Origin of the sequence: Kamptonema sp. UHCC 0994, from assembly GCF_029167235.1 — a bacterium.
Lineage (GTDB): Bacteria > Cyanobacteriota > Cyanobacteriia > Cyanobacteriales > Microcoleaceae > Kamptonema.
In genome coordinates this window covers 1-12396 of sequence record NZ_JARFTR010000179.1, presented here as the reverse complement: position 1 = coordinate 12396, position 12396 = coordinate 1, and the positions used below count along the sequence as shown (strand labels likewise).

The 12396-nt window shown below is 42.9% G+C and carries 10 protein-coding genes and 1 pseudogene; 6 read left to right on the top strand and 5 right to left on the bottom strand.

The features are described 5' to 3' along the window. Window positions 1-103: 103 nt before the first annotated feature. Window positions 104-1204: a hypothetical protein gene (locus PY364_RS16775; RefSeq protein WP_275524198.1), complete on the top strand. Its 1101-nt coding sequence runs from the start codon at window positions 104-106 to the stop codon at window positions 1202-1204. A gap of 663 nt (window positions 1205-1867) precedes the next feature. Here the strand turns inward: PY364_RS16775 and PY364_RS16770 are convergent. Further along, on the bottom strand, window positions 1868-3205 hold the full coding sequence (locus PY364_RS16770) for a peptidylprolyl isomerase (protein ID WP_275524196.1): 1338 nt from the start codon (window positions 3203-3205) through the stop codon (window positions 1868-1870). A gap of 144 nt (window positions 3206-3349) precedes the next feature. On the opposite strand from PY364_RS16770, the gene PY364_RS16765 reads away from it, so the two are divergent. Next, entirely contained in the window at window positions 3350-3901 is a 552-nt protein-coding gene (locus PY364_RS16765; RefSeq protein WP_275524194.1) for a peroxiredoxin, read from the top strand. Window positions 3902-4081: 180 nt separating this feature from the next. Here PY364_RS16765 and PY364_RS16760 read toward each other — a convergent pair whose 3' ends face one another. Continuing rightward, complete coding sequence (locus tag PY364_RS16760; protein ID WP_275524192.1) at window positions 4082-4966, bottom strand: prephenate/arogenate dehydrogenase; 885 nt, start codon at window positions 4964-4966, stop codon at window positions 4082-4084. Window positions 4967-5003: 37 nt separating this feature from the next. On the opposite strand from PY364_RS16760, the gene PY364_RS16755 reads away from it, so the two are divergent. Further along, window positions 5004-6566 (top strand): pentapeptide repeat-containing protein, encoded by a 1563-nt coding sequence (locus PY364_RS16755; RefSeq protein ID WP_275524191.1) that lies wholly within the window; start codon window positions 5004-5006, stop codon window positions 6564-6566. 142 nt (window positions 6567-6708) lie between these two features. On the opposite strand, the gene PY364_RS16750 is transcribed toward PY364_RS16755, so the two are convergent. The 3 genes from PY364_RS16750 to PY364_RS16740 are packed head-to-tail and all read right to left on the bottom strand — an operon-like array spanning window position 6709 to window position 7990. Then, complete coding sequence (locus PY364_RS16750) at window positions 6709-7215, bottom strand: pentapeptide repeat-containing protein (protein WP_275524189.1); 507 nt, start codon at window positions 7213-7215, stop codon at window positions 6709-6711. Between the two features lie 27 nt (window positions 7216-7242). After that, on the bottom strand, window positions 7243-7461 hold the full coding sequence (locus tag PY364_RS16745) for a hypothetical protein (protein WP_275524187.1): 219 nt from the start codon (window positions 7459-7461) through the stop codon (window positions 7243-7245). Next, window positions 7424-7990: a zeta toxin family protein gene (locus PY364_RS16740; RefSeq protein WP_275524185.1), complete on the bottom strand. Its 567-nt coding sequence runs from the start codon at window positions 7988-7990 to the stop codon at window positions 7424-7426. The genes PY364_RS16745 and PY364_RS16740 overlap by 38 nt, the downstream gene beginning before the upstream one ends. 326 nt (window positions 7991-8316) lie before the next feature. Between PY364_RS16740 and PY364_RS16735 the strand changes: the two genes are divergently transcribed. The 3 genes and pseudogenes from PY364_RS16735 to PY364_RS16725 all read left to right on the top strand — a co-directional run. Then, a complete protein-coding gene (locus PY364_RS16735) occupies window positions 8317-9879 on the top strand; it encodes a pentapeptide repeat-containing protein (protein WP_275524183.1) in 1563 nt (520 codons plus the stop codon). Window positions 9880-10058: 179 nt separating this feature from the next. Beyond that, on the top strand, window positions 10059-11585 hold the full coding sequence (locus PY364_RS16730) for a pentapeptide repeat-containing protein (RefSeq protein ID WP_275524181.1): 1527 nt from the start codon (window positions 10059-10061) through the stop codon (window positions 11583-11585). Further along, window positions 11582-12396, top strand: a pseudogene (locus PY364_RS16725) (ATP-dependent DNA helicase); the annotation flags it as partial. The gene PY364_RS16730 and the pseudogene PY364_RS16725, both read left to right, overlap by 4 nt.

Here is a 12396-nt window from a genome sequence, read left to right as displayed (position 1 = left end):
GGCGGTTAGGGCACCGCCTAGAAGGCGGCGTTACGGATATCTGTCCTAACTGCCTTTACTTACTAAGATATAGCATTTCCCAAATATTAGGAGATAGACAACGATGACAAAAAGCATCAATGACAAAAACACCAAAGCTGAAATCTTAGAAGCTTATAAAGAAGCTGCGAAAGAGAAAGCTGCTTTAGAATCGCAACTCAAACAGCTTAATAAGGAAAAACCAGCAGCACTTCCTGTACAGCCAAACGTAGTCAAAGAAATACCAAATTTAGAGGCAGTGAAACCCATGACTTTAACTCAAGTTCAACAACAAAAGTTGCAGTACACGATTGAAAGTTTGATGTTGCTGCAATCAGGATTTGGGGGTGCTGTCAGCGAATTATCCGAAAAATTGACATCCGAAGCTTCTAAGCTTGAAGAACTCCGACGGACTGTAGCTGAGGAAATTCAACAACTGAAAGACTTGCACAGTTTAGAAGAAGTTGAAGATGAAACTTTGGATAATTTAATCCAACAATACGAACAAAGTTTTAAAGCCTTTGGAGAGGAATTAAGCGAACGTCATGAAACTGTTGGATTGGAATTATTAGACAGGCGGAAAGCTTGGGAAAAGGAACAAGAGGAGTACAAACGAGCACTAAAAGAACGGAATGATAACCAACAAAAAGCTCATCAGCGCGATCGAGAATCCTATCATTATGACTTAAATTTGGCGCGGAATTTGAATATTGAAGAATACGATTTGAACAAGAAAGCGCTGTACAAACAAATAGAAGAATTTCAGCAAGCACAAGAGCAACAATGGGCTGACCGTGAAAAGGCAATTGCCGACCGAGAAAAACTTTATGCTGAGGTTAAAGCTAAGGTTGAAGCTTTCCCGAAAGAGTTGGAAACAAATATCAAGAATGGCAAAGATAATGGTCGCAATATTGGTAATTATCAAGCCAAGATTAAGTCTGATTTGTATGGTAAGGAAGTGGAAGGGCAAAAACAATACTATGACCTACAAATTCAATCCTTATCTCAGACAATTCAAAATCAAGACACGCGAATTGCTAATCTATCAAAACAACTTGATTCTGCTCTGAAACAAGTGCAAGATTTGGCAGTGAAGGCAATTGAAGGTTCATCGAACTTAAGTTCTTTCCAAGCTGTTAAGGAAATCGCTCTTGAGCAAGCAAAGACTCAACAAAAAAATAAATAAGACTTATACAGGCTTTAGTTTGTAGCTTGAGTTGATAGTTTGGCTAGAGTATTCCCGTATACAGTAAAGGACAACCGCAATGCGCGATCGCCCCTTGCTGTAGTGGGATAACTAGAGCTAAACTTTTGTGTGAGAAATTTTTCCTACAAATTGGATCTTTTTCCAAAGTTTAACGTCTACATCATTTGAGACCCGATTGCCTAGCGATACATAAGCTGGCATGAGCTGAGCCTGCCCGCAGTGGTGGGCTTATTTCTATTATGAGCTGTGACACCAATATTGGGAAACCTGTATTCCAGCCTATAAACTGGCACACTACTAAGAAATCACCTAAGTCCTGATAATAAAAATTTTTAATTTTTAATTTTTGATTTTAATTTAATTAACGATCCGCATCTCAAAACTCGATCGTTTGCTAACTAATAAGTAGTCGGACATAAATAAACGTAACTATGTCATTGCGAGGCGCGAAGCGTTGCGAGGCACGAAGCAAACTGAAGCAATCACAAGCCTTTGGGATTGCTTCGTTCCTCGCAATGACAAGCAATATATATGTCCGACTACTTATATGCCCACCCTACAATTCCTAACAGTTAACAGTTAACAGTTAACAGTTAACAGTTAACAGTTAACAGTTAACAATTAACAGTTAACAATTAACAGTTAACCAATTCTCAAAGCCGCATCTCCTGGTGGCAAACTATCTGGAAGAGAAACATTAGTAGCATCAACAGCAAAAACTGAACTCTGAACAATTCCCAATGCAACATTTTGAACAATACCCAAAGTAGCACCTGAAAATTGAATTAAAGTATCGCTACCAGATTGAGTAAAAGTCACTCTTGATAAATTGCCAGTTACCCCAATACGATCCCCTTCACCTGGATTGAAATCCAAAATTCTATCTGTTGTTGTATCCAGAGTTAAACCCTGACCTACTATCAGCACAAAGGTATCAGCACCACCTCCACCAGTCAAAGTATCGTTGCCTAAATCTCCTATGAGAATATCATTACCATCGCCACCTGTTAAAACATCATTGCCTCTACCTCCCCGCAGAAAATCATCTCCGGCACCGCCATCTAAACTATCATTGCCTTGATTACCACTGACAATATCATTGCCAACACCCCCAGAGAGGGAATCATCATCTTTTCCTCCTCGGAGATAATCATCGCCAGCTTCACCGCTAAGAGTATCATTGCCTTGATTTCCATTAATAACATCGCTAACACTTGACCCAGTTACCCTATCATTGCCCGCACCAGCTTGAATACCGCTAGTATTTTGTTGAGAGTCTTGCACTGTGAGTTGAACAGTATCAGTTCCGTCAGATAATGTTGAGAATCTCAAAGGCAAATTCGCCAGATTAACTTTATTGATGAAATTATTCAACAAAGTATTATCTCTAATCACAGTCGAAACACGACTGGGGATAATTCCTTGAACGACTTTAGCAGTAGAAATGCGATCGCCCTGCTGAATTTGATCGACTATATCTAAGCCTTGCCTCACAGTTCCAAATACTGCATAATTACCGTTCAAAGATGGCAAATCTGCTAAAGCAAAATAAAACTGCGAAGAAGCAGAATCAAGAGCTGTAGCGCGGGCCATTGCTATTACACCGCGACTATGTGATAATTGTGGCTGTTGTGTAATTGTTTGATTGTAAACAGGTTGTGCGGCCCCTTGCGGCTTAATTTCTAAGGGAATTGTACGCACTTCGTTAGTGTCTGGGTCAACAAAACCTCCGGTTCCTAGTTGACTCGCAGGAATGCTGGTATTTCGACTCTGAGGATCGCCGCCTTGAACCACGAAAGGATCTGGTTCGCGGATCACTCGGTGAAACATCACCCCTTCATAAATACCACGCTCAACTAGGTCAACAAAGTTACCTGCTGTAATTGGTGCATCTGTCCCATTGACTTCGATGGCAATCGGTTGGTTCTTGACCATCATTACTACGATCGCATTGCCTGATAATGGCTGTACTTCGGCCATTTGTTAATTTCTCCTTTGCTTGATAGGTGTTTTAGGCACTAAAGCAATGTTTTTGTTTACTCTTTGGTTAATTTAAACATTGCCTTTACTTATTTAATCAGATAACTGTAAACTTATTTTAAGTAGATTTCTCTTTTGCAATTTATGGCCTCCAGACGCAATTTTCTCAGCATTTTTTTTGCTATTTGTCTAGTCTTCCTTAGCTTGAATTTTGTTCCTCCTGCACTTGCACTCGGCGGTAAGCTTCCCGCAGTGAATCAACCTGCACCTGAGTTTACTCTACCCACCAACAGCGGTGACGGAAAGGTATCTCTATCTGATTATCGGGGGAAATGGCTAGTTGTCTATTTTTATCCTCAAGATTTTACCTCTGGCTGCACTTTGGAAGCTCGTAGATTTCAGCAAGATTTACCGAAGTATCGGAGTAAGAATACTGAAATTTTGGGTATTAGTGTTGATGATGTCAAGTCTCACGCTGAATTTTGTGACTCCGAAGGTTTGAAGTTTCCGCTGTTAGCTGATACTGATGGTAAAGTTAGTAAAGCTTATGGTTCTTGGATGAGTTTTATCTCGGCGCGGCATAGCTTTATTATCGATCCAGATGGTATTTTGCGGGAAACTTTTGTTAAGGTCAATCCAGCAATTCACTCTCAAGAAGTTTTAGCTCGTTTGGATGAATTGCAATCTAATAGCTAATAGCCCTTAAAGAAAATACCTAACTGTAGTCACTACCCGGCTACGTTTAGCCCGCAAAGCTGCTTTGAGAAAGAAATAGGAGAGAAGGAAGAAAGATTTACTTAAGTTCGACGTTCATAATGATAATCGAATGCGTGACAGTTCAAAATTCTGGTTTGTCAACCTCAATTCTGTTTCAATTTAAAATTCAAAATTCCCTCTTGCTTTTTGAGTTTGCTCAAGTTTTTGTTGTAAAGCTTCCCAATCTTGACCTTCAATGCTGTTAATGAATTGGTCGAGATGTTCGCGGTAGGAATTGATCGATCGCAATAACTCCTTGCGATTATACTTAGCCATCATCACTCCTAACTCAGGATTACCGCCTCCCACCCGACTTGTATCGCGGAAACCCGAACTCGCCAACTGTTGTGCTAACCTGACAATATCAGGGTCAAATTCACTCGTACAAGCAGCAATTAGACTCGCACTGACCATTACAGGCAGGTGAGAAATCCAAGCAACTGCTCGGTCGTGGTCTTCTGGACAACACCGATAAACACGAGCTCGGAGCGATCGCGCAATCTCTTCTACCTTCTCCACCGCCAGCTTAGGCGTAGTTGCGGTAGGAGTAATCACATAAGGCCTGTCTACAAACAAATCTCGCACAGCAGCATCAATGCCACTTTCCGCCGTTCCCGCCATCGGATGTCCCCCGACAAAATTAGGCCAAAGTTCTGAGAGAGCCTGCACCACAGGCGCTTTTACCGAACCCACATCCGTTACAATGGCAGCAGCAGAAAGGTGGGGAACTAACTGTTCTACTGTAGATGCGATCGCACCTATTGGCGTACAAATAAAAATCACATCAGCGGTAGCCATTAAAGACAGACTCATGCTGGCATCATCTACAATTCCTTTAGCGATCGCTTTCTGACAGGTTTGTTCTCGTGTCGATACCCCTAAAACTTGAAACCCAAGCGATCGCAAATCCCATGCCATCGAGCCCCCAATCAAACCCAGTCCTACAATTCCAATATTCATGGGATATATTTTTAGTGAATATTCCTCCCAGCACTCTCCCCTCAAGCAATCGCGATAACGGGAGTCAACCGGGAGGTTTTAGATGAGAGTTGAAGAACTCCTAAAAAGATACGCCGCCGGAGAAAGAGACTTTCCTGAAGCCAACCTCAATGAGGCAAACCTCAGCGGAGTCAACCTCAGCGGCATCAACCTTAGCGGCGCGAATCTGAGTGTAGCAAACCTCAGTGGCGCAAATCTCTGCGGAGCCAACCTCACAGGAGCCAAACTTAATATTGCCAGACTCAGCGGTGCTCACCTCGGCGAAGCCAACTTAACCGACGCTGACCTCAACGTAGCTTACCTAGTTCGCGTTGACCTCAAAGGAGCCATACTGATCCGAGCCAAACTCATCCGAGCCGAACTGATCCGAGCCGAACTCAGCGGCGCAAACCTGAGCGAAGCCAACCTCAGCGGCGCAACCCTTACAGAAGCCACACTCAGAAAAGCCGACCTCAGCCAAGCCAACCTCCGAGGCGCACACCTCAGTGGAGCATCCTTAACAGAAGCCAACCTCGTACAAGCCAACTTTCAAGGAGCCGACCTCAGCCGCGCTGACCTCAGCCATGCTGACCTCCGAGGCGCAGAACTCAGACAAGCAAACCTAACTCAAGCTATCCTTAGCGGAGCCGACCTCAGCGGTGTAAATCTGCGGTGGGCAATTCTTAGCGGTTGCAATCTTCGATGGGCCGACCTCAGCGAAGCCAAATTGAGTGGAGCCGACCTCAGCAGAGCCGACTTGTGCAATGCCAACTTGCTCAACACCAGCCTCGTTCACGCTGACCTGTCAAACGCCTATTTAATTAGAGCAGATTGGGTGGGAGCTGATTTAACAGGAGCCATTTTAACAGGAGCAAAACTGCACGCAGTATCGCGACTAGGTATCAAAACAGAAGGTATGACCTGCAAGTGGGTTGACCTCAGTCCCAATGGCGACCACAGCCAAATTTACTGGTTAACAGCCGGAGGAGTAGACCAATTTTTTCACGAAACCTTGCCCACAGTTCGGATTATTATCGACGCACCCTTAGACCAAGCCGCTCATTTTGCCCTTGCTGCAACTTACTATCAAATTACTAAGCAATATCCCGGTTTAGCTCAGCCGCCGAGCATAGAAGTCAGCTCTAGACGAACAGTTATTGCCTTTAAAATGGATAGCGATGACCAATTATTTGGTACAGCTTATGTGGCGATTATTCCCTTTAATGATGCTGCTATTACCCAGAAAAATCTAATTGCTCTGATGAAAATGATTCAAGCTCACGATGCCGGAAATCTTACTGTTAAAGAATCCAAGCACGTCCAGCAATTAAGCAAAGCCTTGAATCAAGCTATCAGCAAAGTTGACCAAATTAAAATATCAACCTCTTTTCCTAAGATTGGAGATAGCATTAATTTTTTCCAAATTCCTACACAGATGGTATTAATTAATTCCCGCGATCAGAGGCTTAGTGTTTATCATCATCCAGCCTTCGGGAAGCGATTAATTAAAAAACATATTCCTGCTAATCCTGCGGGAAGTAAGTTAGCTGAAGTTCCTAAAATGGCTCTAACTCCTATTGGCGACATGGTTGAGTTTATTAAAGGATTTCATAATGCGGATGTGTGAATTGTTAACGGTTAACGGTTAACGGTTAACCGTTAACTGGGTTAGAAGGTGCTGCGCTTGGTCTACCATGCTCTTTACTTTTGATGAAATTGAATTTTAATAAAATTGATTCTCTCTCCAAGCACTAATAAAGAGTGTTAAATCAATAATTGAAGCGATTTCTTTCGGGCCACTTTTTACTATTAATAGTGCCATCCGGCATGATAGTATCGCAAAAAATTATACCACTTTCTTCTGTCATGACTTGAAATTTTGCCCCCATCAAGTTGGATCTGGTCAGGTTAGTACCAATCAATACCGTACCAAACAGGGTGGCCTCTCTCAAGTCAACATCAATTAGGTCGCATCCCAGTTGAGCATAATCTAAAATGGCTTTTCTCAAATCGGCACCAGTCAATACTGTACATGATAGCTCAGCAAACTTTAGGTTAGCGCTACTCAAGTTAGCACCACTGAGATTAACATAAGTCAGATTGGCACTGGTCAAGTTTGCACCGCTGAGATTGATACCACTCAACTCATTCTGACCTGGTTGGAGGTCTTCGAGGTATCTCACTTTAGCAACGTTTAAGTTAGCATGACTTAAATCAACTCCCTGGAAATCCCTATCTCCCGCAGCGTAACGCCTATATAGTTCTTCAACGTCCATATTTTTCGTCGTGAATCTATTGACACTTTAGCTATTATCTGATTTCAGGGGAGGGATTTGATCTGCCGTTAAAGTAACAACTTTTCCATCTTGCCAAATGCTAATCGATTCCCCTAACTTCCGGTGTCTTTCTATTGCTTTAGCGATCGCAGTTTTAACCCCAGCATCGATTTTTTGGTGGAGTTCTGTTAGGGCAATTTGCGGTTTATTATCCGACGGTGATTTGATTCCAGATTGAGGGTTCATAAATAATTGCCTCTTGATTGTTACCCGATGCCGCCACTAATTGAGGTTCACTTCCAGTATTATCATAGACTATCCAAGTATCGCAAACAGGTAAATACAAATCTATTAAGTTTTTCCGTCCCCGTTCGTAGCGACGGCGGATAGTATCTTCAGGGATATTGTGGCCGCCACTTTCTACCCGCCGCCGTACCCGTGCAATAGCTAATTCTGGACTTTGTAACCAAAAGTAAATTAAATTGACTATATAACCTTTGGTTTTACATTCTCTTAAGAATCTGGCAAAATTGCGAGCAGCTAGAGTCGTTTCAAAAGCAAAATTAGCTTCAGCTTTGACCAAGGTTTGTAGTCTTTCTAACATTAATCTTCCCGCTTGAATAGCTACAGATTCAGAGTTAAATGGAGAAAGACCCGCAGCTATTTCATCAGCGTTGACATATTCAAAAACTTCTAGAAAGTATGGTAGTATTTCTCTGGCGGCCGTAGTTTTTCCAGAACCGTTTGCACCGCCAATTATGTACAAATTAGGCATTATTCGATGGAAATTATAGATTGATTTTTCTTAAAACTTAATTCTAACTGCGTTGATGTAATTTTAGCTTTTCAATATCTTTAAATTTTTAATTTTTAATTTTTAATTTTTAACTTTTAATTTTCTGATGCTCCACATCGGTTAAAATAAAGATTCGGACAGAAATCAGGGATCGGTTGTTCCACCGTTCTTGAAATTACTGCCATCAGGGTGTCAGTCTCAATCTATAATTTTGTGCATTTATGCGATCGCTCATGCCTATTCGGGTCAAAAACTTGGCATGATAAAGCATTGTTCTACCTAATTAATCAGGAAAAGAGAAAGGTATGGACGCTGAAGAGCTCCTAAAAAAATATGCCGCAGGAGAAAGAGACTTTACAGCCATCCTCCTGTGTGAGGCCAACCTCAGCAGAGTCAACCTCAGCGGTGCGAATTTCAGCGAAGCCATTTTGAGCCTCACCAACATGAGCGGAGCCAACCTCAGCGACGTTAACTTTAGGAAAGCCAAACTCAACGTCGCCAGACTCAGCGGAGCCAACCTCAGCAGAGCCAACCTCAGCGGTGCGATCCTCAACGTCGCAAACTTAATTCGAGCCGACCTCAACTCTGCCGACATCAGCGAAGCCACACTAATCAGAGCAGAGCTAATTCGAGCCGATATGAGCAATGCCTCCTTAAGCGGCGCAAACCTGAGCGAAGCAGACTTAAGAGAAGCCACCCTTAGAGAAGCAAATCTAGAGCAAGCCGACCTCAGCGGGGCACACCTTCGAGGCTCATCCCTAGTTTCCGCCAACTTAGAACGAGCTAACTTGCACAGAGCCGACCTGAACCGCGCCGACCTCCGAGGAGTCAATCTCAGCAACGCCGAACTCAGACAAGCCAACCTCTCTCAAGCCAACCTCAGCGGCGCAGATTTGAGAGGCGCTAACCTCAGATGGGCCGACTTAAACGGAGCCGACTTAACTGGCGCTGACTTAGACGAAGCGAGATTAAGCGGAGCCAACCTATACGGAGCAAATTTAAGCAGTGCTAATCTCTTGAATGCAATTCTAGTTCACGCCGATTTAACCCAAGCTAATTTAATTCGAGCTGATTGGGTAGGAGCAGACTTAACAGGAGCCGCATTAACCGGAGCAAAACTTTATGGCGTATCCAGATTTGGCCTGAAAGCAGACGACATCACCTGCGATTGGGTTGACCTCAGTCCCAATGGCGATCGCAGCCAAGTCCAACGATTCACCCCCGAAGAATCTCACAAATTTTTTAATGCCACACCGCCCACAGTTCAGATTATCATTGATAGACCCTTAGAACCCGATGCTAACTTTGCCCTAGCCGCTACTTACCGCCAAATCGCGCAACAATACGCAGGTTTGAACCATCCACCGAGTATAGAAGTAAACCCGCGCCGAACGATTTTATCGTTTAGCATAGAAAATGACGAACAATTATTTTCTACTGGTTATGTTGGCATACTTCCTTTTAACGATGCAGCCTCCACTCAGAAAAATATCATTACTATACTCAGGATGCTCCAACCCCAAAATAGCAACAACCTCGGAGTCAGAGTCTCAAATCGCGTAGCGCAATTGAGCGTAGCACTAACTCAAACAATTAGAAAAATGGGAGAAGTCAAAATTCAGCAAATTCTCCCAGAAAATCCAGGAGTATCCAGCTTTTTCAAAGCTCCTACCCAGACGGTACTTACAAATTCCAGCGCTCAGAGTTTGACAATTTATCACCATCCTGATTTTGGCAGGCATTTAATGATTTTGCCAGGATTGAGCAAGAACTTTACTACCCCTTCAATTAAAGCCCAAAAATTCACGATGCCTCCCATTGGCCTGGTAGTTGATTTTATAAAAAGCTTTCATCAGTTCAATGAATAGTCAGCCTTTAGATTGCAATAATTAGCAATTTATAGCAGAATTCATAAGTCAGATTTTAACAGGGAAATGCAATTAAAACAATAGTTTTAGCAATTAAAAAAGCGTCGCAAACGTCTTAGTAGTTGCTATCCAAACCCAAAATCTAAAAGTAGTAAATACCAGTGTAAAAGGTAGCAATAATGGAAGCTGAGGAACTCCTGAAAAGATATGAACTTGTCAAGAAATATACAGAAGGAGAAAGAAATTTTATAGGAATCAACCTCAATGAAGCCAACTTGAGCCGGATCAACCTAAGTCAGGCAAATTTAAGCCAAGCCAGCCTATTTGTCACCAATCTTAGCGGTGCAAATTTGAACGAAGTTAATCTCAGTAATGCCAATCTTAATGTTGCCAGACTTAGCAGTTCTCATCTCGTGCGAGCAATATTAAACGGTGCTACTCTTAACGTAGCAAACTTAGTAAGAGCGGACTTAAGCGAAGCGCAATTAATAGGAGCAGCGCTGATTAGAGGAGAGCTAATTCGAGCAGAACTAAGTAAAGCTAACTTTAGCAAAGCAAACCTAACTGGAGCTGATTTAAGAGAGGCAAAACTTAGAGAAGTTAACTTTAGCGAAGCAAATCTCAGCGGTGCAAATCTTAGAGGAGCATCGGGAACAGGAGCCAACTTTGAATTAGCAAACTTACACGGAGCTGACCTTAGTAAAGCTGACTTAACTGGAGCCGATCTCAGCGGCGCAGACCTCAGACAAGCAAACTTATGTCAGATAAATTTAAGCGGAGCTAATTTGAGCGGAGCTAATCTTAGATGGGCCGATCTTAGTGGAGCAAATCTTCACGGAGCAGATCTCAATGAAGCAAAATTAAGCGGAGCAAATATCTACGGAGCTAATCTTAGCAATGCTAATTTAACCGATGCTAGTTTAGTTCACGCTGATTTAACCTTAGCAAATTTGAACGGCGCGGATTGGGTTGGTGCTGACTTATCAGGATCGACTTTAAGCGGCGCAAAACTTTACGATGTTCCTCGGTTTGGTATTAAAGCAGAAGAAGTTACTTGCGAGTGGGTTGACCTTAGTTCTAATGGAGATAACAGCCAGGTTTACCGCTTTGGATCGTCAGAAGAATCAAAAAAGTTTTTTAACCATAAGCCGCCTACAGTTAAAATCATTGTTGATTCCGGTTTAGAACACGAGGCTAATTGTGTTTTAGCAACGATTTATCAGCAAATAGCTGAGCATTACCCAGCGCTATGCCGTCCTCCAAATATTGAAATTGGCTACCGAAAAACAACTCTAACGTTTATAATAGATAGTGATGAGTATTTATTGCCAATGGGTTGCATTGCGATTCTTCCATTTGATGATGCGGTGTCAACGCAAAAAAATGTGATTTTCTTGGCAAGAAATCTGCAATTACAAAATATAGATAAAAAACGGATAGTACAGTTATGTGCAGCCATGAATGAAGGAATTAGTAAAGTAAGTGAGTTGAAAAAAAATATCCCAACCCTGAATAGCGAATCAAAAATTAAGTTTTTTCAGTCTCCGACTCAAACTATTCTCAAAAATTCTAGCGAACAAACTTTGACAGTGCAGTTTAACCAAAACTTTGGTAAAAGATTTGTCACCAATCATCCTAATAAATTTACTTTGCCAAACGGCAATAAATTTAGTGATTTTATAGAGAGTTTTTATTATCTTATATGAATGAGGTAGAAGTCCATAATTCGCTCTTGTGTTTCCTGCGATCGCACTCCGAGCCTCACTGGCCCCATCATTTGACAATGGGGCGCTTAGTAGCACGAGCATTGCGACTAGATCGCAGCGCTTTGATACAAACAGGCTTCTCCCCAAGCGATCGCTATCAACGGTATCGAGTCAGCTATTTGATGCCCCTGTTAATGTGGCCGCAATCGGCTGTATTAGTAGCATCGGCATCTCTACAACAACATTTACTGAGGGTAGAAATTCCTCGGTTGCAACAATGGCTTCAAACCCACAAACCGATCCATACCTACCCCTGTTCTCCAGATTTTGACGGGCTACTATTGATAGAGCCGAAGTCTTGGTTAGGAGATCGTTTAAGGGCCCAAGAACGCTTACCAAACGGCATTCCTACAGTGATTGATGGTGCTGACGACTTAGAAGGGTGGACTCGCGATCGCCTCACGGTTTGCGTGCAACCTGGAGACTGGAATCAATTAATGCAGCAATACCCCGATCGATCTGAACTAATCCGGGATACGCGGGTACAACTAACAAGATCGCTATTCCAACACCCAGCAAACCCTTACGAGTGCTGTCTACTGGAAGTTGTAGAGCAGGATATTTTACACCGTCTCTATCAGGAGATTTGGGGAGCTCTTGAGCTCTTGAGCGGGGGAGCAGAGGGGCAGGGGAGCGGGGGAGATGGGGAGATGGGGAGATGGGGAGCAGAGGGGCAGGGGAGCGGGGGAGCAGGGGAAATGGAAGACGGAAATCTCTCTTTTGCACCCCCGTCCCCCCCCCCTTCTGCCCC

Coding starts and splice junctions, on each gene's coding strand:
- PY364_RS16770 (WP_275524196.1), bottom strand. CDS start 3,205: ATGGCCGAAGTACAGCCATTATCAGGCAATGCGATCGTAGTAATGATG.
- PY364_RS16750 (WP_275524189.1), bottom strand. CDS start 7,215: ATGGACGTTGAAGAACTATATAGGCGTTACGCTGCGGGAGATAGGGAT.
- PY364_RS16765 (WP_275524194.1), top strand. CDS start 3,350: ATGGCCTCCAGACGCAATTTTCTCAGCATTTTTTTTGCTATTTGTCTA.
- PY364_RS16745 (WP_275524187.1), bottom strand. CDS start 7,461: ATGAACCCTCAATCTGGAATCAAATCACCGTCGGATAATAAACCGCAA.
- PY364_RS16775 (WP_275524198.1), top strand. CDS start 104: ATGACAAAAAGCATCAATGACAAAAACACCAAAGCTGAAATCTTAGAA.
- PY364_RS16735 (WP_275524183.1), top strand. CDS start 8,317: ATGGACGCTGAAGAGCTCCTAAAAAAATATGCCGCAGGAGAAAGAGAC.
- PY364_RS16755 (WP_275524191.1), top strand. CDS start 5,004: ATGAGAGTTGAAGAACTCCTAAAAAGATACGCCGCCGGAGAAAGAGAC.
- PY364_RS16740 (WP_275524185.1), bottom strand. CDS start 7,990: ATGCCTAATTTGTACATAATTGGCGGTGCAAACGGTTCTGGAAAAACT.
- PY364_RS16730 (WP_275524181.1), top strand. CDS start 10,059: ATGGAAGCTGAGGAACTCCTGAAAAGATATGAACTTGTCAAGAAATAT.